Source organism: Vibrio tubiashii (genome assembly GCF_028551255.1).
GTDB lineage: Bacteria > Pseudomonadota > Gammaproteobacteria > Enterobacterales > Vibrionaceae > Vibrio > Vibrio tubiashii_B.
This window is the reverse complement of the sequence record NZ_CP117029.1, coordinates 44195-66155: the sequence shown is the minus strand read 5'-3', so window position 1 is coordinate 66155 and position 21961 is coordinate 44195. Positions and strand designations below refer to the sequence as shown.

Below are 21961 nucleotides of genomic sequence, written 5' to 3'. Positions count from 1 at the left end.
AATTATACTTGCAACCAGAAGGTTACGGGGCCGTCATTTACTAACGACACTTTCATATCTGCCGCAAAGCGTCCTCGCTCTGTCGGTAATACTTCTGCGCAGCGATCTGCAAAGTATTCATACAAACGCTCAGCGTCCGCAGGGTGTGCGCCACGAGAGAATCCAGCTCTTGTGCCTTTCTTAGTATCAGCAGGTAACGTGAATTGGGAGACCACCAGTACTTTACCATCGACTTGTTTCACGTTGAGGTTCATCTTGTCCTCATCGTCACCAAACACTCGGTAAGTGGTTACACGCTCCATCAAACGTTTTGCTTTCGCTTCATCATCGTCTTTTTCTACGCCTAGCAGCACAAGTAGACCTTTGTCGATCTCTCCAACCACTTCACCATCTACGCGTACGGCTGCCTCACTTACTCTCTGGATCAGTGCTATCACTCTGCTTTCCTTTGTCTGGCTCAATATTAGTTTGGCTTGAGTTTACCATTTCTTGTTGCTCACTCCACTGCTCTCTTTCACCCAATGCCGCCGTCACCTCAGCACCAACTAGAACAATGAGCCAACATAAGTAGACCCAAACAAACAGGATAGGAATCGCAGCCAAAGCACCGTAAATCAGCTGATAAGAAGGAAACTCGGTAATATAAGCGGCAAATCCTTTCTTACTCGCCTCAAACAGCAGTGCGGCGACAATCGCCCCGACAACCGCATGAGGGAATCGCACTTTCTTGTTTGGCACCAATAGATATAAACCGACGAAAGCGAAGAATGACAGTAGGAAGGGTAGCCAACGTAACAATAAGTTATAGACGCCTGATATTGTCTCACTCTCAAGAATTTTCAGCGAGGTGACATAAGAAGTCGCGGCAATACTGGCGCCAACCAGTATTGGTCCGAGCGTCAGTACCATCCAGTACATTGAGAAGGAAAACACCGCGCGACGCTTGTCAGTGACACGCCAAATATAGTTAAGGTTTTTGTCGATGTTGGAAATCAGCATTAAAGCCGCAACAAACAAGAAAGCACCACCGACAGCACTCATTTTCCCTGTGTTGGCGACAAACTCCAGCAAAGCATTCTTAACCGCATCTCCTGCCGCCGGAACAAAATGGGTAATCACAAAATCTTGCAGTGCAGTACCGGCATTTTCAAAAATAGCAAAAGAGGATAACACCGATAGCAACACGGTGAGCATAGGCACAATTGATAGCAAGGTTATGTACGCCAGATAGCCAGCATTAACATTGACTCTATCGTGACCCATTCTCGTCAGCAGATAGCGCGCAAATAATACGGTTTGCTTAATCACTGGCTCGATTTTCAACTTGTAACTCCCTACTATCTCAGTCATCCTAACAGTCTAATTCTAAAGGAAAGGAAACCATCATGCCGTACTTACTGGCTATTGTATTGTCGATTTTTACCCTAACAGGGTGTCAATCAGCCTATTACTCTGCAATGGAACAAGTAGGCTACCATAAACGAGACATCATGGTGGATCGTGTTGAAGACGCCAAGCAGTCACAACAAGACGCGCAGCAAGAATTTACTAGTGCACTGGAAGCGCTTTCGGCACTAACCAACTTCGACGGTGGAGAACTAGAAACCGTCTACAACCAGATCAACGACAAGTACCAAGACAGTGAAAAAGCCGCGCAAGATGTCAGTGACCGCATTGCCGCAATTGAAGATGTTTCAGATGCGCTATTTGCCGAGTGGCAAGAAGAACTAAAGCTTTACACTAGCACTAAGCTTAAGCGTTCGAGTGAACAAAAACTTAAAGAGACTCAGCGCTCATACAATACTATGTTGTCAGCAATGAAGCGCGCAGAAGACAAAATGACCCCAGTCCTCAATACACTGCGCGACAATACTCTCTATTTAAAGCACAACCTCAACGCGAGTGCGATTGGCTCTCTACAGGGTGAGTTCGCGAGCTTGGAGCAAGATATCCAATACGCAATACAAGATATGAATGCAGCGATTGCAGAATCGGATAAGTTCCTGCAAAAGTTAAGTCAAAAGTAATATTTAAAAGCCTCCTCTTTATGAGGAGGTTTTAGCTTTCTGCCCCTGTATCTAAGTCCACTACTTGGCGAACAAAAGCCACTCTTTCAGCGACTGTCCCCCATGGCACTTCAATCACCTGATAACCTAGCTCCGTATAGGTTTCGACAAGCACTTGGTGGATTTGTAGTGCCTCTTCAAAACTATGCGGACGCACCGCATCTTGAACATAAATCGAGGTTTCAGGTCGGCAGACAAACACCTGATTATGGTATCCAGCACTTTGGTCTAGGAACTCTTGCCCTACCTCACAGCCGCCCACTTTAAGATAACCAACAATATCGGGAATGGCTCGATCCATAAAAGCAACCTGTGATTGCTGCGCAGTGAGCTTTTGGTCACCCATAAACCTTAAGCACAAACGCGCGAATTTAGGCAAGTCTGTCCATGGCAAAATACCATCAGGCAGCTGGCTCTGCTGCTCAATCAGCGCGCGAGATCCCTCAGCAAATGTGGCATAGCCATATTCAGCCAAAGCCTCAAGCAAGGTTGTTTTACCTGCACCCGGACCGCCAGTAATTATGATAGGTTTCATTTCCATACCCTAAAAAACAAAAGCCCCAAGTTGGCATCAACTCAGGGCTTTAAAGCTTGAATAACAACTAAGTGAGATTACTTAGCGTTACGTGCTTCACGCTTACGATCACTTTCCGTTAGGAACTTCTTACGGATACGGATGCTTTCTGGCGTAACTTCTACTAGCTCGTCGTCATCGATGAATTCTAGCGCTTGCTCTAGAGTCATGATGATTGGCGGAGTCAGTACCTGTGCGTCATCTGTACCAGATGCACGTACGTTAGTTAGCTGCTTACCTTTTAGTGCGTTTACTGTTAGGTCGTTGTCACGGCTGTGAATACCGATAACCATGCCTTCGTATACTTCAACACCGTGACCAATGAACATGCGACCACGTTCTTGAAGGTTAAACAGTGCGTTAGTTAGTGCTTTACCTGCCGCGTTCGCGATCAGTACGCCGTTGATACGTTGACCAATGTTACCGCCTTTGTGAGGGCCGTAGTGATCAAACGTATGGTATAGAAGACCAGAACCCGACGTCAGTGTCATGAACTCAGTTTGGAAACCAATCAGGCCACGAGACGGCATTACGAAGTCCATACGTACACGGCCTTTGCCATCTGGAGACATATCTTTCAGCTCACCTTTACGTAGGCCGATGTTCTCCATGATGCCGCCTTGGTGCTCTTCCATCACGTCGATAGTTACCGTCTCAAACGGTTCCATTAGCTGACCATCTTCTTCTTTGATGATTACTTCTGGACGAGATACTGCTAGCTCGAAACCTTCACGACGCATGTTTTCGATCAGGATAGATAGGTGAAGTTCACCACGACCTGATACGCGGAATTTGTCTGGATCGTCAGTCTGTTCTACACGTAGTGCAACGTTGTGTACCAGTTCCTTCTCTAGACGCTCAAGGATGTTACGTGAAGTCACGAACTTACCTTCTTTACCCGCGAATGGAGAAGTGTTTACTTGGAACGTCATTGTTACTGTTGGCTCATCAACAGATAGCGCAGGTAGCGCTTCAACTTGGTTCTGTGCACAGATAGTGTCAGAGATCTTTAGCTCACCAAGACCAGTGATCGCGATGATGTCACCCGCGTTCGCTTGATCTACGTCGTGACGCTCTAGACCTAGGTAACCCATTACCGTACCCACTTTACCGTTGCGAGTCTTACCATCAGCACCGATAACTGTCACTTGTTGGTTTGGCTTAACGCTACCACGAGTTACACGAGCAACACCGATAACGCCAACGTAAGAGCTGTAATCTAGCTGAGAAACTTGCATCTGTAGTGGACCTTCTAGGTCAACTTGTGGTGCAGATACTTCTTCAACGATAGTTTGGAACAGTGGTTCCATGTTTTCGCCAGTTTCGCCTTCTTCTAGAGATGCCCAACCGTTTAGTGCAGAAGCGTAAACCACTTTAAAGTCTAGCTGTTCGTCAGTTGCACCTAGGTTGTCGAATAGGTCGAATACTTGGTCCATAACCCAATCAGGGCGCGCGCCTGGACGGTCAATCTTGTTGATTACAACGATTGGCTTAAGGCCGTGAGCAAAGGCTTTTTGCGTTACGAAACGCGTTTGCGGCATTGGGCCGTCAACTGCGTCAACGATAAGTAGCACTGAGTCTACCATCGACATGATACGTTCTACTTCACCACCGAAGTCCGCGTGTCCCGGAGTATCTACGATGTTGATACGGTAATCATTCCAGTTAATTGCTGTGTTTTTAGCAAGAATGGTAATACCACGCTCTTTCTCGATGTCGTTCGAGTCCATGACTCGCTCTTCAGCTTCACCGCGAGACTCTAAAGTACCTGATTGCTGTAGTAGTTTATCAACCAGTGTAGTTTTACCGTGGTCAACGTGCGCGATGATCGCGATATTTCTTAAATTATCAATCTGTGGAGTAGCCATGGATTTTGATTCACTTATAAAAGAAGCAACCCTCTTAAATTGAACATTTAATGAGCACTGCCTATTTGATTAAAAAAACGACCGTAATGTACCAGATTCTAGCGAAAAACCCAGAAATATGTGATCTGATTCGCTCCATTTAGACGAATTTTTTATTGATGAAACGCAAGCTCACTCCGAGTAAAGGGAAATCCCCATTGACATGCGGTCGAAAACTCGGCTGAATGAATGTCGATTTTGTCTTATCTTGGTGCAACACACCCCAGATGCACCATTTAAGTGCAAAGGCAGATCATTTTGGTGCAAAGAGCTGCACCAAATTAACACCAAAACCGCTAACTTATTGAAATTAATGGATTAATTTTTTTGGCACGCTTTTGGCTTTAAGAGAAATAGCATCGATTAATACGATTGAAATGAAATTAATCAATGCTGGATTTCATAAACCGAATCGAGCTAAACCGCTTTAATAACACTGGAGGTTATCCAAGATGTCAGTAGAAAACGTTCTATCTCTGATCCAAGAAAACGAAGTTAAGTTTGTTGACCTACGCTTTACCGACACTAAAGGTAAAGAGCAGCACGTATCTATCCCTGCACACCAAGTTGACGCAGACTTCTTTGAAGAAGGTAAAATGTTTGACGGTTCATCAGTTGCTGGCTGGAAAGGCATCAACGAATCAGACATGGTAATGATGCCTGACGCATCATCTGCTGTACTTGACCCGTTCACTGAAGATGCAACGCTAAACGTTCGTTGTGACATCCTTGAGCCTGCAACAATGCAAGGCTACGACCGTGACCCTCGCTCAATCGCAAAACGCGCTGAAGACTACCTACGCGCTACTGGTATCGCTGATACAGTACTTGTTGGTCCAGAGCCAGAGTTCTTCCTATTTGATGACGTTAAGTTCGCAACTGACATGTCTGGTTCTTTCTTTAAGATTGACGATATCGAAGCAGCTTGGAACACAGGTTCAGACATCGAAGGCGGTAACAAAGGTCACCGTCCGGGCGTGAAAGGTGGTTACTTCCCAGTAGCACCAGTGGATTCTTCTCAAGACATCCGTAGCGCAATGTGTCTAATCCTAGAAGAGATGGGCCAAGTAGTAGAAGCGCACCACCACGAAGTAGCAACTGCGGGTCAGAACGAAATCGCAACTCGCTTTAACACGCTAACGGCGAAAGCGGACGAAATCCAAGTTTACAAGTACGTGGTACACAACGTTGCTCACGCATTTGGTAAAACAGCGACATTCATGCCTAAACCACTTGTTGGTGACAACGGCTCTGGTATGCACGTTCACCAATCTCTAGCGAAAGACGGTGTTAACCTATTCGCTGGTGACAAGTACGGCGGCCTATCTGAAATGGCACTTTACTACATCGGTGGCGTTATCAAGCACGCTAAAGCAATCAACGCATTTGCTAACGCATCAACTAACTCGTACAAGCGTCTTGTACCAGGCTTCGAAGCGCCAGTTATGCTTGCTTACTCAGCACGTAACCGTTCTGCTTCTATCCGTATCCCAGTGGTACCAAGCCCTAAAGCACGTCGTATCGAGCTACGCTTCGGTGATCCATCTGCGAACCCATACCTATGTTTCGCTGCAATGCTTATGGCTGGTCTTGACGGTATCAAGAACAAGATCCACCCAGGTGAAGCAATGGATAAAGACCTTTACGACCTACCAGCAGAAGAAGCAGCTGAAATCCCAACTGTTGCTTACTCACTAAAAGAAGCCCTAGAGTGTCTAGACGCTGACCGTGAGTTCCTAACAGCTGGCGGCGTATTCTCTGACGACTTCATCGACTCTTACATCGATCTTAAGTCTCAAGACGTAGAGAAAGTAAACATGACAACTCACCCACTAGAGTTCGAATTGTACTACTCTGTATAATCAACTTTAGTACGCGCTAACGCGTCGGGTTACATAAAACTAAGGCTCACCTCGCAGGTGAGCCTTTTTGTTTCTATGCCGTTTAATGCGCCTGATACCATGACTGTGACATCAAATCAGGAACGGTTATGCGCCCACTTCGACTCGCTCTCACAACTAGTCTACTCTTCACTGCCATAGCAGCAGCTCAAACTGTATATACCTGGGTTGATGACGATGGTACTCGTCATTTCAGTGACGCACAGCCCGAAAACACGGCCAGTGCGATTACCCTTCCTCAGCATGAACCAATAACTGTTCCTTCAGATCAACAAAGAGAAAGCCAAACTTTGGGTCAGCACAATCTAGAACAACAGCAAACTCCCTCACCTTCAGTAACGACACCACTGGAAGTAAACATTACCGTGCCAGAGCCAGACTCAGCGGTAAGAAGCAATAACGGCTCGCTACAGGTTAAAGCGACGCTCAACCGTAAACTTGCCCCTAATGAGCAACTACAACTTATTGTCAACGGGGTTAATTATGGCGACCTTAACACTCAGCCCAATTGGCAGTTAAAAAACCTCGATCGGGGTCAACACTCATTGAGCATTCAAGCATTTAGAGACGGCAAGCTTATTGCATCGTCTCAACCTATAACGGTGCATTTACTGCGAGCAACCATCAAATCAGTGAAACCAAGCCCTAATTCCTAGGACTTTCACTGTTTTCACTTCAGTTCTCACATTCAATGCGCCATACTTGAATTACTTAACGCACCATATTGGTGCATTGCACAATTCAAGTTCAAGGATGGGGCAAAAGCAGTGGATAGCGAACTCAACGACATTATTTTAAATCATCAAGTCACGGCAATTTTGATCATGAACGAATCGCTGCTAGTCAAATACGCCAACCCAGCCGCAGAGCAGCTTTTTTCCCAAAGCGCTAAGCGCATCGTTGACCACCCTCTTTCCCACTTAATTCAGCACGCCTCGATGGATCTGGCATTGCTCTCTCAGCCTTTGCAAAGCGGCCAAAGCATCACAGATAGTGACGTAACTTTCGTGGTTGATGGTAAGCCTCTGATGTTAGAAGTCACCGTTAGCCCTATCTCATGGAAAAAAGAGTTAATGCTGCTAGTCGAGATGAGAAAGATTGGCCAACAGCGCCGTTTATCTCAAGAGCTCAATCAGCATGCGCAGCAACAAGCAGCTAAGCTTCTGGTGCGCGGATTAGCCCATGAAATAAAGAATCCTCTAGGAGGGTTGAGAGGAGCGGCACAACTGCTTGAGCGAACCTTGCCAGACCCAAGCTTAGCGGAATATACCCAGATAATTATTGAACAAGCAGACCGACTTCGCGCGTTAGTCGACAGATTGTTGGGCCCGCAAAAACCCGGTAAGAAACAACCAGAGAATCTGCATCTGATTTTGGAAAAAGTTCGCCAGCTTGTCGACCTTGAAGTCAATCAAAGTGTCACGATTGAACGAGACTATGATCCGAGCTTGCCAGAAATCTTAATGGATGCGGATCAGATAGAACAAGCACTGCTTAACATTGTTAGCAATGCTGGACACATACTAAAAAACCAATCGAATAGCCAAATCACCATTCGCACCAGAACGGTGCATCAAGCCAACATACATGGCCAGAGATGCAAATTAGCCGCCCGTATCGAAATTATCGACAATGGACCGGGTATTCCAGCCGACTTACAAGACACGCTGTTTTACCCAATGGTCAGTGGCCGCGAGGGCGGAACAGGACTTGGGCTTTCGATTGCACAAAATCTGATCGACCAACATCAAGGTAAAATTGATGTAGAGAGTTGGCCAGGTAGAACAACATTTACGATTTATTTACCTATTTAAACATCATTAGTGGCATTGCTGTAAGGAAAACAATATGAGTAAAGGATATGTTTGGGTGGTCGATGACGACAGCTCCATTCGCTGGGTCATGGAGAAGACCCTATCATCTGCCAATATCAAGTGTGAAACCTTTGCTGATGCAGAGAGCGTGCTGATGGCGCTTGAACGTGAAACACCTGATGTGCTTGTTTCCGATATACGCATGCCTGGTATTGACGGCATTGAGCTCCTTAAGCAAGTCCATGAACGCTCGCCTGAATTACCTGTCATCATTATGACTGCCCACTCCGATCTCGATGCAGCCGTGAATGCTTATCAGAAAGGGGCATTTGAGTATTTGCCTAAGCCATTTGATGTTGATGAAACGCTGACTTTGGTTGAGCGCGCCATTACCCATAGCCAAGAACAAAAACAAGAACAGGCTTCTCTTGCTGACGATAACTACACACCACCAGAAATCATTGGTGAAGCGCCCGCGATGCAAGAAGTGTTTCGCGCTATCGGTCGTTTGTCGCGTTCGTCTATCTCTGTGCTGATCAATGGAGAATCAGGTACTGGTAAAGAACTGGTCGCTCATGCCCTTCATCGCCACAGCCCAAGAGCCAGCAAGCCTTTTATCGCCTTGAATATGGCCGCGATACCGAAAGACTTAATCGAGTCTGAGTTGTTTGGTCATGAAAAAGGGGCATTTACTGGCGCCAATAGCGTTCGCCAAGGCCGTTTTGAACAAGCCAATGGCGGTACTCTATTCTTGGATGAGATTGGTGACATGCCGCTTGATATCCAAACGCGATTGCTGCGTGTTCTTGCCGATGGTCAGTTTTACCGTGTTGGCGGCCACTCGCCAATTAAAGTCGATGTAAGAATTGTCGCAGCAACCCACCAAAATCTCGAAAAGTTGGTGCATAAAGGCGATTTCCGTGAAGATTTGTTTCACCGCCTCAATGTTATTCGCATCCAGATCCCTGCGTTAAGAGAGCGCAAACAAGATATTGAAAAGCTCACGCTACATTTCCTCGCTCTTGCCGCAGAAGAACTTGGCGTCGATGTAAAAACGCTTCATCCAAGCACAGTCGAAACACTCAACCGCTTAGATTGGCCAGGCAATGTCCGTCAACTAGAAAACATCTGTCGCTGGTTAACGGTTATGGCGAGCGGTACTGAAGTTTTACCTGCCGATCTTCCCACAGAACTGCTTGAAGAAAAGGCACACAACGATGTGTCCACTTCAGGCTCTTGGCAACAACAACTCGCAACATGGGCAAAAAGTTCTCTCACACAAGGCGATACAGAACTACTTTCTTATGCACTTCCTGAATTTGAACGTATACTTTTGGAAGCGGCGTTGGAGCACACCAACGGGCATAAGCAAGATGCAGCAAAAGTACTAGGTTGGGGACGCAATACACTGACACGTAAGCTCAAGGAGCTCTATTAACACTGGAACAAACGTCACAACTTGATTGAAATAGAGGTGATTTAATCAACACGGCTAAACTCATTAGCTTGAATAATAAGGATAAATCACCTACTTTTTAATCAATACACTCGCTCGCATTTAATACAAGAATAAATTCAGAGTACTGTATCAGCAGAAGAACACGGATGTCAGCGACCACTCAAATCACTCTTAGAACCGCCGTAGTACTACCGTTTGTGATGATTTTTATCTTCACCATAGGCGTGATCGTCACTGTTCAAAAAAATAGTTACGAAGAGATGGTAGTAGATATCAGTGACAAGCAGCTCACTGCCCTGACCGACAACGTTAACCTCGAACTTCACAGTTTTCTAGACGAACCCTTTCAAGCAAGCTTAGCTTTGAGCCACTCCATAGGTTTCAATCGACTCTATACTCCGGGTGACACTACAGTGATTGAGCAGTATTTGCTTACCTCATTTCGGAACCTCTACAACAATTTCCCACAACTTGATGTGATTGGTTTTGGCGGAGAAAGTGCTGAGTATATCGGCTTTCGCAAGGAGCCGAATAAAGGTTATACCCTAATGGTGCAAGATGACCGCACTGACGGAAAGCTTGTCATTTACCGTGGACAGGTAATCAGTGAAGATATTCGCTCAGTATTTGAAGGTTACGATCCACGGATTCGTCCTTGGTATGCACCTGTTGCCAAAAGTCTAGTGCCCATGTGGTCATCGATATATGCCAACGCGGATGAGAGACAAGAAATCACTCTCTCGGCATTAACACCGGTCTTTTACGACCAAGTTTTTCAAGGTGTTGTCGTCACGGACATCAAAATCGATACCTTCAATACCTTTCTAAAAGCTCAACAACAAAAAACCAATGCCGTGCTCTACATCGTCGACGATAAGAATCGTGTTGTCGCCCAGTCGACCAGTGGGCGAATTGTCTCTTGGGGTACACCACAAAGTAAGAAAGGTGAACGGCTGCTTGCTACCGAAAGCTCAGATCCTATCGTCAAAGCTAACGCTGACTATTTCTCATCTCACCAACTGCATCAGAAAAGCGAGACTCAAAGGTACACGCTTGATATTGAAGGTGAGCGCTACTTCAATCATTTTACCCCTTACACTGACGAACATGGATTGAAGTGGTATATCGGCGTCGCCATTTCAGAAAATCACTTATTGGGTAAACTTCCTGAAAGCCAAAGAAATAGCTGGATAATTGGTGTCATTGCCAGTTTTATCGGGATAGGTTTAGGTCTGGTCGCTTTCAACCGTATCGTCGCGCCAATCACATCGACAGCAGCAGCAGCTAAGCGTTTAGCGAAAGGGGATTGGGATAGTCATATGCCAAAGCCCGGGAGTATTTACGAAACAACCATGCTGGTTTACGCCTTTAATGAGATGGCAAATAACCTTAAAGCTTCGTTCAGAGCGCTTCGCTCTCAGCTTCTCTACGACTCTTTAACCAAACTTTATAGTCGAGAAGGTTTGATAGATACCTGTGACAAACTTCCTGCTCTAAATGGCGCACTGATGCTGGTTGGTATCAATAAGTTTAGAGATATCAATGACAGCCTAGGTCATTATCAAGGTGATCAGCTACTGATTACTATTTCGCGACGTCTCAAATCAGTATTCACTGGTGAGCATTACTTAGCACGAATTGGCGGAGATGAGTTCGCCATTTATATACCCGAACAACAAAATGGTGAAAGCTCCCTTCAAACCGCAAATCGAGTTCTAAATACATTCGCCTCTCCTTTTGTCATGGAGCAAGAAAGCGTTGTTGTCAGTGTATCAATCGGTATTGTTGATCATGGACCGAATGAAAACATGACTCTGTGGCTCAGAAACGGCAGTATCGCCCTGAGCAACGCTAAGCAAGATATTACCAATATCAGTCACTATCGACCTGAAATGGCGGATATTTCTCGTAACCGCACGCTAATGCAGGTAAAAATTAAAGATGCATTGGAACACAATGAGTTTGTACCTTTCTATCAACCCCTTGTTGACCTTAAGACTGGAGAAGTCGTCGGCGCAGAGGCCTTAGCACGTTGGCTCTCCCCTTCTGCTGGTTTGGTATCGCCAATGGACTTTATTCCTATTGCAGAAGAAAGTGGACTGATTGGCGCAATTGGCGAACAGATACTGCTTCAAGCCTGTAACGACACAGTTCAAGGGATGAAAGAGGGCAAATGGGACTCATCGTTCCATATACACGTCAACCTGTCAGTAAATCAACTATCTCAACCAGACTTCATTTCAACGTTGCAAAAGGTTCTCGCTCAGTCGACATTGAGCGCTAACAATCTAACCTTGGAAATTACTGAATCACGCATCGTTGACAACGATCCCGTCACTATTCAGAACATGCAGGCCATACGTGATCTCGGTGTTCATATCGCGATTGATGATTTTGGTACTGGTTACAGCTCGCTCGCTTACTTGCACAAGCTGCCCTTTAACTGCCTTAAGATTGATCGCACTTTCGTTAATAACCTTAACCCTGAAGAGCTTGATACCTCGATTGTCGCTGCGATTGTCAATATGACGAAAGGAATGAAGGTATCACTTATTGCGGAAGGTATTGAAACGGATGAACAGGCCAAGTTGTTATCAAAGCTCAACTGTCCACTTGGCCAAGGCTTCTTATACAGCAGACCTGTTCCTTATGAAGAATGGCCAAGCAATCTAGTTAACATAAAATAAAGCCCTTCTTGAGAAGCAACGCTCCAAGTTGTATTGATAATCATATCTTTTGAGCGAGTCACGGTTTCTTGATTACCTTCCTCCTAAGATGAAAAGAACAACTTATGGTAAGCAAGGAAGCTTGAAGTGGCAAAGTATGCCTTAATAGTACTGTGTTTCATCTTTTCGGGTCACAGCTATGCATTGAAACCTCTGACTGGTGTTCAAGACGAGTGGCCGCCGTATTTTAATGCTCCGTCTCAACCTCTTGGCTATGCTCATCAGATAGTCAAAGACACACTATGCCTTGCAGGTTATGAACTAGAAACACATTTTCTACCCTGGAAGAGAGCTTATAAGTCAACGCTAGAAGCAAAATCAGACGTCTTACTTGGAGTGTGGAAAACACCGGAAAGAGAGCAAGACTTTCTATTTAGTCATCCCTATTACATCAATCAAATTAAATTAATAAGCCCGAAGTCGGCACCTATTAAGTATCAAGACGCTCAGAGCCTTAGCGAGATCAGGCTAGGTTTAGTCTCTGGGTACGCTTATGGGGAGGCATTAAAGTCTAAGGCAGGGCTGAATATTCTTGCAGCGAAAGATGTCAAAGAGAACATTCTGTATTTAACTAAACAAAGAGCGGATGCCATCTTGATGGATGAGGCTGTCTTCTCTTGGAATCTAAAAACGATGGGGCTCAAGCAAAAAGACTTTTACGTATCAGATCTTGCGGTAAAGAGAGTTCCTCTACACATCGCTGTAAGTCGTGAGCACCCATTAGCAGAAGCGATTATTTCTCACTTCAATTCTGCTTTAAGAAGCAGTTCTGCATGCGAAACTCAGTAGTATCAGACTTATAAGACAAGAACGAAAAAACCCCAGCATTTCTGCTGGGGTTTAAATAGTGGCGGAGAGATAGGGATTTGAACCCTAGATACGCTATTAACGTATGCCGGTTTTCAAGACCGGTGCTTTCAACCACTCAGCCATCTCTCCACAAATTGTCATCGTCAGATTAGTACACTGATGATGTGGTTACACGTATATACGAGTAACAGTATTTAAAGCCTGGCGATGTCCTACTCTCACATGGGGAAGCCCCACACTACCATCGGCGCTAATTCGTTTCACTTCTGAGTTCGGCATGGAATCAGGTGGGTCCAAATCGCTATGGTCGCCAAGCAAATTCTTTAATTCGGAAAGCTGTTTTAAGTTCTGTAGTGACACATTCAAAGTTCTTGCTTTGAGTCCATCAAAACCCTTTGGGTGTTGTATGGTTAAGCCTCACGGGCAATTAGTACAGGTTAGCTCAACGCCTCACAACGCTTACACACCCTGCCTATCAACGTTCTAGTCTCGAACAACCCTTTAGGACCCTCAAGGGGTCAGGGAAGACTCATCTCAGGGCTCGCTTCCCGCTTAGATGCTTTCAGCGGTTATCGATTCCGAACTTAGCTACCGGGCAATGCGTCTGGCGACACAACCCGAACACCAGAGGTTCGTCCACTCCGGTCCTCTCGTACTAGGAGCAGCCCCCTTCAATCTTCCAACGCCCACGGCAGATAGGGACCGAACTGTCTCACGACGTTCTAAACCCAGCTCGCGTACCACTTTAAATGGCGAACAGCCATACCCTTGGGACCGACTTCAGCCCCAGGATGTGATGAGCCGACATCGAGGTGCCAAACACCGCCGTCGATATGAACTCTTGGGCGGTATCAGCCTGTTATCCCCGGAGTACCTTTTATCCGTTGAGCGATGGCCCTTCCATACAGAACCACCGGATCACTATGACCTGCTTTCGCACCTGCTCGAATTGTCATTCTCGCAGTCAAGCGGGCTTATGCCATTGCACTAACCTCACGATGTCCAACCGTGATTAGCCCACCTTCGTGCTCCTCCGTTACTCTTTGGGAGGAGACCGCCCCAGTCAAACTACCCACCAGGCACTGTCCTCAACCCGGATAACGGGTCTAAGTTAGAACATCAACACTACAAGGGTGGTATTTCAAGGACGGCTCCACCGATACTGGCGTACCGGTTTCAAAGCCTCCCACCTATCCTACACATGTAGGGTCAATGTTCAGTGCCAAGCTGTAGTAAAGGTTCACGGGGTCTTTCCGTCTAGCCGCGGGTACACTGCATCTTCACAGCGATTTCAATTTCACTGAGTCTCGGGTGGAGACAGCGTGGCCATCATTACGCCATTCGTGCAGGTCGGAACTTACCCGACAAGGAATTTCGCTACCTTAGGACCGTTATAGTTACGGCCGCCGTTTACCGGGGCTTCGATCAAGAGCTTCGACTTACGTCTAACCCCATCAATTAACCTTCCGGCACCGGGCAGGCGTCACACCGTATACGTCATCTTACGATTTTGCACAGTGCTGTGTTTTTAATAAACAGTTGCAGCCACCTGGTATCTGCGACTCTCAATAGCTCCATCCGCAAGGGACTTCACCGTCAAGAGCGTACCTTCTCCCGAAGTTACGGTACCATTTTGCCTAGTTCCTTCACCCGAGTTCTCTCAAGCGCCTTGGTATTCTCTACCCGACCACCTGTGTCGGTTTGGGGTACGATTCCTTACAATCTGAAGCTTAGAGGCTTTTCCTGGAAGCATGGCATCAATGACTTCACATCCGTAGATGCTCGACATCGTGTCTCAGCCTTAAAGAGAGCCGGATTTACCTAACTCTCAAGCCTACGCACTTGAACCTGGACAACCGTCGCCAGGCCCACCTAGCCTTCTCCGTCCCCCCATCGCAATTGTAAGAAGTACGGGAATATTAACCCGTTTCCCATCGACTACGCCTTTCGGCCTCGCCTTAGGGGTCGACTTACCCTGCCCCGATTAACGTTGGACAGGAACCCTTGGTCTTCCGGCGAGGAGGTTTTTCACCCCCTTTATCGTTACTCATGTCAGCATTCGCACTTCTGATACCTCCAGCAAGCTTTACAACTCACCTTCAACGGCTTACAGAACGCTCCCCTACCCAATACAATAAATTGCATTGCCGCAGCTTCGGTTTATAGCTTAGCCCCGTTACATCTTCCGCGCAGGCCGACTCGACTAGTGAGCTATTACGCTTTCTTTAAATGATGGCTGCTTCTAAGCCAACATCCTAGCTGTCTAAGCCTTCCCACATCGTTTCCCACTTAGCTATAATTTGGGACCTTAGCTGGCGGTCTGGGTTGTTTCCCTCTCCACGACGGACGTTAGCACCCGCCGTGTGTCTCCCGGATAGTACTTACTGGTATTCGGAGTTTGCAAAGGGTTGGTAAGTCGGGATGACCCCCTAGCCTTAACAGTGCTCTACCCCCAGTAGTATTCGTCCGAGGCTCTACCTAAATAGATTTCGGGGAGAACCAGCTATCTCCAGGTTTGATTGGCCTTTCACCCCTAGCCACAAGTCATCCGCTAATTTTTCAACATTAGTCGGTTCGGTCCTCCAGTTGATGTTACTCAACCTTCAACCTGCCCATGGCTAGATCACCTGGTTTCGGGTCTATATCCAGCAACTCGACGCCCAGTTAAGACTCGATTTCTCTACGGCTCCCCTAGATGGTTAACCTTGCTACTGAATATAAGTCGCTGACCCATTATACAAAAGGTACGCAGTCACACCACGAAGGTGCTCCTACTGCTTGTACGTACACGGTTTCAGGTTCTATTTCACTCCCCTCACAGGGGTTCTTTTCGCCTTTCCCTCACGGTACTGGTTCACTATCGGTCAGTCAGTAGTATTTAGCCTTGGAGGATGGTCCCCCCATATTCAGACAGGATATCACGTGTCCCGCCCTACTCGATTTCACTGATGATGAGATGTCGGTTACGGGGCTATCACCCTGTATCGCGGCACTTTCCAGAGCCTTCACCTGTCTCATTAAAAGCTTAAGGGCTAGTCCAATTTCGCTCGCCGCTACTTTCGGAATCTCGGTTGATTTCTTTTCCTCGGGGTACTTAGATGTTTCAGTTCCCCCGGTTCGCCCTGTTAACCTATGTATTCAGTTAACAGTAACTGCTTATGCAGTTGGGTTTCCCCATTCAGAAATCCCAGACTCAAATGGTTGTTACTACCTAATCTGGGCTTATCGCAAGTTACTACGTCTTTCATCGCCTCTGACTGCCAAGGCATCCACCGTGTACGCTTAGTCACTTAACCATACAACCCCAAAGGGTCTCTGTTTAAACAACCAAAGTTGTCTGCATTTTTATACATGTGCAGACACGATTTTGCCGGACTCAAATTTCCAAGAACACTTGAATGTGTGTTGGTACCTAAAACATAGTTTTAGGATTTGAGAACTTTTAATTGAATAACAACGCATCTCAAAGAGATGGGGATTGTTGTTATTCGTCAGCTTTCCAAATTGTTAAAGAGCATGTTTCTTCACAAGGAAGTACATTTTCTAAAGACTTTCGGCGTCGAAAATACCAACCACATACTCGTTACTGAAGTGGTTTGGAAATCCTAATCCAAAAATACTTAGAGAATGGTGGGCGATACCGGGCTCGAACCAGTGACCCCCTGCTTGTAAGGCAGGTGCTCTCCCAACTGAGCTAATCGCCCACATAAGTTTTCTCTTGTTTTCACTTTTGAAAAGTAAAACAAAAGCCATCCTTCGTGGAAAGAATGGTGGGTCGTGCAGGATTCGAACCTGCGACCAATTGATTAAAAGTCAACTGCTCTACCAACTGAGCTAACGACCCAATGGTATCCCGTAGGGGAGTCGAACCCCTGTTACCGCCGTGAAAGGGCGGTGTCCTAGGCCTCTAGACGAACGGGACACTAAGTTGAACATCTTGGGGGATGTTCTATCTCTTAAACTACATAAACCATCAATCTGTGTGAACACTCATCGCAATAATCATCGTATAAGGAGGTGATCCAGCCCCAGGTTCCCCTAGGGCTACCTTGTTACGACTTCACCCCAGTCATGAACCACAAAGTGGTGAGCGTCCTCCCGAAGGTTAAACTACCCACTTCTTTTGCAGCCCACTCCCATGGTGTGACGGGCGGTGTGTACAAGGCCCGGGAACGTATTCACCGTGGCATTCTGATCCACGATTACTAGCGATTCCGACTTCACGGAGTCGAGTTGCAGACTCCGATCCGGACTACGACGCACTTTTTGGGATTCGCTCACTTTCGCAAGTTGGCCGCCCTCTGTATGCGCCATTGTAGCACGTGTGTAGCCCTACTCGTAAGGGCCATGATGACTTGACGTCGTCCCCACCTTCCTCCGGTTTATCACCGGCAGTCTCCCTGGAGTTCCCGACATTACTCGCTGGCAAACAAGGATAAGGGTTGCGCTCGTTGCGGGACTTAACCCAACATTTCACAACACGAGCTGACGACAGCCATGCAGCACCTGTCTCAGAGCTCCCGAAGGCACCAATCCATCTCTGGAAAGTTCTCTGGATGTCAAGAGTAGGTAAGGTTCTTCGCGTTGCATCGAATTAAACCACATGCTCCACCGCTTGTGCGGGCCCCCGTCAATTCATTTGAGTTTTAATCTTGCGACCGTACTCCCCAGGCGGTCTACTTAACGCGTTAGCTCCGAAAGCCACGGCTCAAGGCCACAACCTCCAAGTAGACATCGTTTACGGCGTGGACTACCAGGGTATCTAATCCTGTTTGCTCCCCACGCTTTCGCATCTGAGTGTCAGTATCTGTCCAGGGGGCCGCCTTCGCCACCGGTATTCCTTCAGATCTCTACGCATTTCACCGCTACACCTGAAATTCTACCCCCCTCTACAGTACTCTAGTCTGCCAGTTTCAAATGCAATTCCGAGGTTGAGCCCCGGGCTTTCACATCTGACTTAACAAACCACCTGCATGCGCTTTACGCCCAGTAATTCCGATTAACGCTCGCACCCTCCGTATTACCGCGGCTGCTGGCACGGAGTTAGCCGGTGCTTCTTCTGCAGCTAACGTCAAATGATAGTGCTATTAACACTACCACCTTCCTCACTGCTGAAAGTACTTTACAACCCGAAGGCCTTCTTCATACACGCGGCATGGCTGCATCAGGCTTGCGCCCATTGTGCAATATTCCCCACTGCTGCCTCCCGTAGGAGTCTGGACCGTGTCTCAGTTCCAGTGTGGCTGATCATCCTCTCAGACCAGCTAGGGATCGTCGCCTTGGTGAGCCCTTACCTCACCAACTAGCTAATCCCACCTGGGCATATCCTGACGCGAGAGGCCCGAAGGTCCCCCTCTTTGAGCCGAAGCTATTATGCGGTATTAGCCATCGTTTCCAATGGTTATCCCCCACATCAGGGCAATTTCCCAGGCATTACTCACCCGTCCGCCGCTCGACGCCGTTAACGTTCCCCGAAGGTTCAGTTAACTCGTTTCCGCTCGACTTGCATGTGTTAGGCCTGCCGCCAGCGTTCAATCTGAGCCATGATCAAACTCTTCAATTTAAGATTTTGTCGGCTCAATGAATACTGAACATTACATAAGTAATGCTTGAATTGACTGTGCTGAGTCTTTCGACTCGTTGGTCACTTCGTTTCATTGAAACCTAAATCGATACCGAAGTATCTATTTGGATTATCATCAACGAGTGCCCACACAGATTGATAGGTTTATATTATTAAAGAGCTCTCTTCTTTGTGACTCACATCACTTCGGAAGAGGCGGTCATTTTAGCGAGATAAAGTTTAGTGTCAACCACTTTTTTCAAACTTTTTTCAAGCGTTTCCGCTTGGCTAATTGACCTTGCTAACTGGGCTCTCGTTTCTTTCGAAGCGTTCCCGTGTCAGCGAGGGGGCATTATAGAGATCGCCATCACATTGGCAAGCCCTTTTTTCAGTTTTTTTTGATTTTTTTATTGTTTGAGTATTTTCTATTCAAAACGACCTGTTTTTGCCACTTTTCTACCCCTACCATGGCAAGATTCCCTCTATATAAGGAGAAAAAATGAGTTCTCTACGCAGTTACAAAGGTATTACTCCGCAATTAGGTGAAAGAGTCTATATAGATAGCAGCTCAGTATTAGTTGGCGATATTCGTATTGGAGACGACTCCAGTGTCTGGCCGCTCGTTGCAGCGCGAGGTGATGTAAACCATATTCATATCGGCAATCGCACCAATATCCAAGATGGCAGTGTGTTGCATGTCACCCACAAGAATAAAGAAAACCCTGACGGCTACCCTCTGCTCATTGGTAATGATGTCACTATTGGTCACAAAGTGATGCTACACGGCTGCACGATCAAAGATCGAGTGCTAGTTGGAATGGGGGCGATTGTCTTAGATGGTGTGGTAATAGAAGAAGAGGTAATGATAGGTGCTGGGAGTTTAGTTCCCCCAGGTAAAATTCTGGAAAGCGGTTATTTGTACGTAGGTAGCCCTGTTAAGCAAGCACGTCCACTCAATGAAAAGGAACGCGCGTTCTTACAAAAATCGGCAGATAACTATGTGCAGAATAAAGAAGACTACCTACACCAAGTAGAAGATATTAACTAACAACTTCTATCCAACCTTGTGAATTAAATTCTTCATCTTCTATTAACTCTTCAGCAAGCTCTTCAAGGTCAAAACGGTATTGAGAAAATACTTCGAGAGCTTGCTGCTCATTCTCAACTGTTTGACCTGACAACTTCTCTAGTTCCGTTTTACTGACTAAGCACTGAATCAGCGCCCCAGCTTGCTGCGCAGAAAACAATACCGCTTGCTTATCTTCATCCCATGATTGGATATCGGGAAAAAGAATAGATTGGTTCATTACAGGCCCTCTAGGTTTTTTCTCAGTTCACGCAAAATCTGCTTTGTACCAGGCCTTAGTCCACGCCACAACATAAAGCTTTCCGCGGCCTGCCCCACCAGCATGCCTAAACCATCATATACCTTGATGACGCCATTATCTGTTGCCCACTGATTGAAGGTCGTTTTCCCTGCACCATACATCATGTCGTAGACTGTGCTTTGAGGTGAGAAAATAGCGCTAGAGATAGCGGGTAGCTCTCCACTTAAGCTCGACGATGTTGAGTTAATGATCAAATCAAAGCTCTCAGACACAGCCTCCATTGGTTGGGCAGAAATCTTTCCATAAGGCTGAAACATTTCTGCCAACTGCTGCGCTTTAGCATAGGTACGATTGGTGACCACAATTTCAGCCAGTTGCTGATCGAGTAATGGTTTAATCACACCTCGCGCTGCACCACCAGCCCCAATCAGCAGAATACGAGCCCCTTTTAGCATAACCTGATATTGCAACAAGTCTTGGACAAGCCCTTCGCCATCAGTGTTGTCGCCTAGAATCTCACCATCATCAAGTTTTTTTAGAGTATTAACTGCACCTGCTAACTGCGCGCGCTCGGTGACACGATTCGCAAAGCGGAACGCCTCCTCTTTAAATGGCACAGTAACATTGCACCCTTTGCCACCCTCAGCAAAAAACTCACTCGCAGCTTGGACAAAAGCATCGGTTGCCGGACTCTTAGTGGTATAGGTCAAAGACTGATTAGTTTGACGAGCAAATAACGTATGAATAAATGGTGATTTACTTTGGGCGATTGGGTTACCAAAAACAACGTAGTTGTCTATTTGCTGAGTCATATCCTTACCTATCAGAAAACAAAAAGGGCCAATGCAGAACATTGACCCTATCACTATCTATATAAGGAGGAAAGTATTACCACTCTCTCGGTTTAAGGTAATGATCATACAGCTCAGCCTCTGGAGAGTTTGGCTCCACTTGGTAAGCATATTCCCAGCGAGCTAGTGGCGGCATAGACATAAGAATAGACTCAGTGCGGCCTCCGCTTTGTAAGCCAAACAATGTGCCACGGTCAAAGACTAAGTTAAACTCTACATAGCGCCCACGACGATACAGTTGGAACTGGCGTTCACGCTCACCGTATTCAGTTTCTTTACGACGTTCAACAATCGGCAGGTATGCTTGGCAATAACCCTCACCGACTGCCTTAATATAGTCAAAACACTTATCAAACTGCCAATGGTTGAGATCATCAAAGAATAAGCCACCAACCCCACGTGTTTCATCTCGGTGAGGTAAGTAGAAGTATTTGTCGCACCAAGCTTTATGCTCCGAGTAAACGCCTTCGCCAAACGGTGCACACACTTCTTTCGCTGTGTTGTGCCAATACTGCGCATCTTCTTCAAATGGGTAGAAAGGTGTTAGATCGAAACCGCCTCCAAACCACCAAATCGGCTCCTCACCCTCTTTTTCTGCAATAAAGAAACGAACGTTGGCATGCGACGTCGGTACATAAGGGTTGTTTGGATGCATAACTAAGGAGACACCCATCGCCTCGAAACGACGTCCCGCTAATTCAGGGCGATGCGCCGTGGCAGAAGCTGGCATTTCTTTACCTTGCACATGAGAAAAGTTCACTCCACCTTGCTCAAACACAGCACCATCTTTCATCACACGAGTACGGCCACCACCACCTAGCTTCTCTCCTGGCTCGCGATGCCATGCATCTTCAACAAATACCGCTTGTCCATCTGCTTCTTCAAGCTGCTGACAAATTGAATCCTGAAGATCCATTAAAAATTGCTTTACCGTTTGTTTATCTATGGCTGACATACGACTT

General features: G+C 46.6%; 15 protein-coding genes, 4 tRNA genes and 3 rRNA genes. 8 read left to right on the top strand and 14 right to left on the bottom strand.

Annotation, left to right across the window (positions count from 1 at the left end):
* Window positions 1-2 precede the first annotated feature (2 nt).
* Both dtd and LYZ37_RS00315 read right to left on the bottom strand, forming a co-directional pair.
* On the bottom strand, window positions 3-437 hold the full coding sequence (gene dtd, locus LYZ37_RS00320; protein WP_069667708.1) for a D-aminoacyl-tRNA deacylase: 435 nt from the start codon (window positions 435-437) through the stop codon (window positions 3-5).
* Window positions 409-1350, bottom strand: coding sequence for a virulence factor BrkB family protein (locus LYZ37_RS00315; protein WP_420794620.1), 942 nt, complete (start codon window positions 1348-1350; stop codon window positions 409-411). Before LYZ37_RS00315 ends, dtd begins: the two co-directional genes overlap by 29 nt.
* 35 nt (window positions 1351-1385) lie before the next feature.
* Between LYZ37_RS00315 and LYZ37_RS00310 the strand changes: the two genes are divergently transcribed.
* Window positions 1386-2027: a DUF2959 domain-containing protein gene (locus tag LYZ37_RS00310; protein WP_069667706.1), complete on the top strand. Its 642-nt coding sequence runs from the start codon at window positions 1386-1388 to the stop codon at window positions 2025-2027.
* Window positions 2028-2058: 31 nt separating this feature from the next.
* Here LYZ37_RS00310 and LYZ37_RS00305 read toward each other — a convergent pair whose 3' ends face one another.
* Entirely contained in the window at window positions 2059-2601 is a 543-nt protein-coding gene (locus LYZ37_RS00305) for an AAA family ATPase (RefSeq protein ID WP_272786042.1), read from the bottom strand.
* A gap of 77 nt (window positions 2602-2678) precedes the next feature.
* The gene (typA, locus tag LYZ37_RS00300) at window positions 2679-4508 is read right to left on the bottom strand and encodes a translational GTPase TypA (RefSeq protein WP_272786041.1); all 1830 of its coding nucleotides are present in this window, start codon (window positions 4506-4508) and stop codon (window positions 2679-2681) included.
* Window positions 4509-4999: 491 nt separating this feature from the next.
* On the opposite strand from typA, the gene glnA reads away from it, so the two are divergent.
* The 6 genes from glnA (at window position 5000) to LYZ37_RS00270 (ending at window position 13236) form a co-directional block, all read left to right on the top strand.
* Entirely contained in the window at window positions 5000-6409 is a 1410-nt protein-coding gene (gene glnA / locus LYZ37_RS00295; protein WP_004749011.1) for a glutamate--ammonia ligase, read from the top strand.
* 128 nt (window positions 6410-6537) lie between these two features.
* Entirely contained in the window at window positions 6538-7104 is a 567-nt protein-coding gene (locus tag LYZ37_RS00290) for a DUF4124 domain-containing protein (RefSeq protein WP_272786040.1), read from the top strand.
* Between the two features lie 168 nt (window positions 7105-7272).
* The gene (gene glnL / locus LYZ37_RS00285; RefSeq protein WP_408068351.1) at window positions 7273-8262 is read left to right on the top strand and encodes a nitrogen regulation protein NR(II); all 990 of its coding nucleotides are present in this window, start codon (window positions 7273-7275) and stop codon (window positions 8260-8262) included.
* 34 nt (window positions 8263-8296) lie between these two features.
* Window positions 8297-9700 (top strand): nitrogen regulation protein NR(I), encoded by a 1404-nt coding sequence (gene glnG / locus LYZ37_RS00280; RefSeq protein WP_272786039.1) that lies wholly within the window; start codon window positions 8297-8299, stop codon window positions 9698-9700.
* Window positions 9701-9867: 167 nt separating this feature from the next.
* Window positions 9868-12408 (top strand): bifunctional diguanylate cyclase/phosphodiesterase, encoded by a 2541-nt coding sequence (locus LYZ37_RS00275; RefSeq protein WP_272786038.1) that lies wholly within the window; start codon window positions 9868-9870, stop codon window positions 12406-12408.
* 126 nt (window positions 12409-12534) lie between these two features.
* The gene (locus LYZ37_RS00270) at window positions 12535-13236 is read left to right on the top strand and encodes a substrate-binding periplasmic protein (protein WP_272786037.1); all 702 of its coding nucleotides are present in this window, start codon (window positions 12535-12537) and stop codon (window positions 13234-13236) included.
* 59 nt (window positions 13237-13295) lie between these two features.
* Here LYZ37_RS00270 and LYZ37_RS00265 read toward each other — a convergent pair.
* From LYZ37_RS00265 to LYZ37_RS00235, 7 genes are all read right to left on the bottom strand, one after another.
* Window positions 13296-13386, bottom strand: a tRNA-Ser gene (locus LYZ37_RS00265).
* A 70-nt stretch (window positions 13387-13456) separates the two neighbouring features.
* Window positions 13457-13572: ribosomal RNA gene (gene rrf / locus LYZ37_RS00260) — 5S ribosomal RNA — on the bottom strand.
* A 91-nt stretch (window positions 13573-13663) separates the two neighbouring features.
* Window positions 13664-16553 (bottom strand): 23S ribosomal RNA (locus LYZ37_RS00255).
* A gap of 332 nt (window positions 16554-16885) precedes the next feature.
* A tRNA-Val gene (locus tag LYZ37_RS00250) sits at window positions 16886-16961 on the bottom strand.
* A 64-nt stretch (window positions 16962-17025) separates the two neighbouring features.
* Window positions 17026-17101, bottom strand: a tRNA-Lys gene (locus LYZ37_RS00245).
* A 2-nt stretch (window positions 17102-17103) separates the two neighbouring features.
* Window positions 17104-17179 (bottom strand) — tRNA-Glu (locus LYZ37_RS00240).
* Window positions 17180-17267: 88 nt separating this feature from the next.
* Window positions 17268-18820, bottom strand: a 16S ribosomal RNA gene (locus LYZ37_RS00235).
* Together the 16S, 23S and 5S rRNA genes with 4 tRNA genes alongside form the textbook arrangement of a ribosomal RNA operon.
* Before the next feature lie 499 nt (window positions 18821-19319).
* Between LYZ37_RS00235 and LYZ37_RS00230 the strand changes: the two genes are divergently transcribed.
* Window positions 19320-19868: a gamma carbonic anhydrase family protein gene (locus tag LYZ37_RS00230; RefSeq protein WP_272786036.1), complete on the top strand. Its 549-nt coding sequence runs from the start codon at window positions 19320-19322 to the stop codon at window positions 19866-19868.
* Here the strand turns inward: LYZ37_RS00230 and LYZ37_RS00225 are convergent.
* The 3 genes from LYZ37_RS00225 to hemF form a co-directional block, all read right to left on the bottom strand.
* Window positions 19861-20127: a DUF1488 domain-containing protein gene (locus LYZ37_RS00225; RefSeq protein WP_004743640.1), complete on the bottom strand. Its 267-nt coding sequence runs from the start codon at window positions 20125-20127 to the stop codon at window positions 19861-19863. The two genes, LYZ37_RS00230 and LYZ37_RS00225, sit on opposite strands and share 8 nt — an antisense overlap.
* On the bottom strand, window positions 20127-20960 hold the full coding sequence (gene aroE, locus LYZ37_RS00220; protein ID WP_272786035.1) for a shikimate dehydrogenase: 834 nt from the start codon (window positions 20958-20960) through the stop codon (window positions 20127-20129). The genes LYZ37_RS00225 and aroE overlap by 1 nt, the downstream gene beginning before the upstream one ends.
* Before the next feature lie 76 nt (window positions 20961-21036).
* Complete coding sequence (gene hemF, locus LYZ37_RS00215) at window positions 21037-21954, bottom strand: oxygen-dependent coproporphyrinogen oxidase (RefSeq protein ID WP_195877313.1); 918 nt, start codon at window positions 21952-21954, stop codon at window positions 21037-21039.
* Between the last annotated feature and the right edge of the window lie 7 nt (window positions 21955-21961).

Bases quoted from the DNA above. Each gene is read 5' to 3' on its own strand.
- LYZ37_RS00315 (WP_420794620.1), bottom strand. From the start codon at position 1,350: ATGACTGAGATAGTAGGGAGTTACAAGTTGAAAATCGAGCCAGTGATT.
- LYZ37_RS00310 (WP_069667706.1), top strand. From the start codon at position 1,386: ATGCCGTACTTACTGGCTATTGTATTGTCGATTTTTACCCTAACAGGG.
- LYZ37_RS00305 (WP_272786042.1), bottom strand. From the start codon at position 2,601: ATGAAACCTATCATAATTACTGGCGGTCCGGGTGCAGGTAAAACAACC.
- typA (WP_272786041.1), bottom strand. From the start codon at position 4,508: ATGGCTACTCCACAGATTGATAATTTAAGAAATATCGCGATCATCGCG.
- glnA (WP_004749011.1), top strand. From the start codon at position 5,000: ATGTCAGTAGAAAACGTTCTATCTCTGATCCAAGAAAACGAAGTTAAG.
- LYZ37_RS00290 (WP_272786040.1), top strand. From the start codon at position 6,538: ATGCGCCCACTTCGACTCGCTCTCACAACTAGTCTACTCTTCACTGCC.
- glnL (WP_408068351.1), top strand. From the start codon at position 7,273: ATGAACGAATCGCTGCTAGTCAAATACGCCAACCCAGCCGCAGAGCAG.
- glnG (WP_272786039.1), top strand. From the start codon at position 8,297: ATGAGTAAAGGATATGTTTGGGTGGTCGATGACGACAGCTCCATTCGC.
- LYZ37_RS00275 (WP_272786038.1), top strand. From the start codon at position 9,868: ATGTCAGCGACCACTCAAATCACTCTTAGAACCGCCGTAGTACTACCG.
- LYZ37_RS00230 (WP_272786036.1), top strand. From the start codon at position 19,320: ATGAGTTCTCTACGCAGTTACAAAGGTATTACTCCGCAATTAGGTGAA.
- LYZ37_RS00225 (WP_004743640.1), bottom strand. From the start codon at position 20,127: ATGAACCAATCTATTCTTTTTCCCGATATCCAATCATGGGATGAAGAT.
- aroE (WP_272786035.1), bottom strand. From the start codon at position 20,960: ATGACTCAGCAAATAGACAACTACGTTGTTTTTGGTAACCCAATCGCC.
- hemF (WP_195877313.1), bottom strand. From the start codon at position 21,954: ATGTCAGCCATAGATAAACAAACGGTAAAGCAATTTTTAATGGATCTT.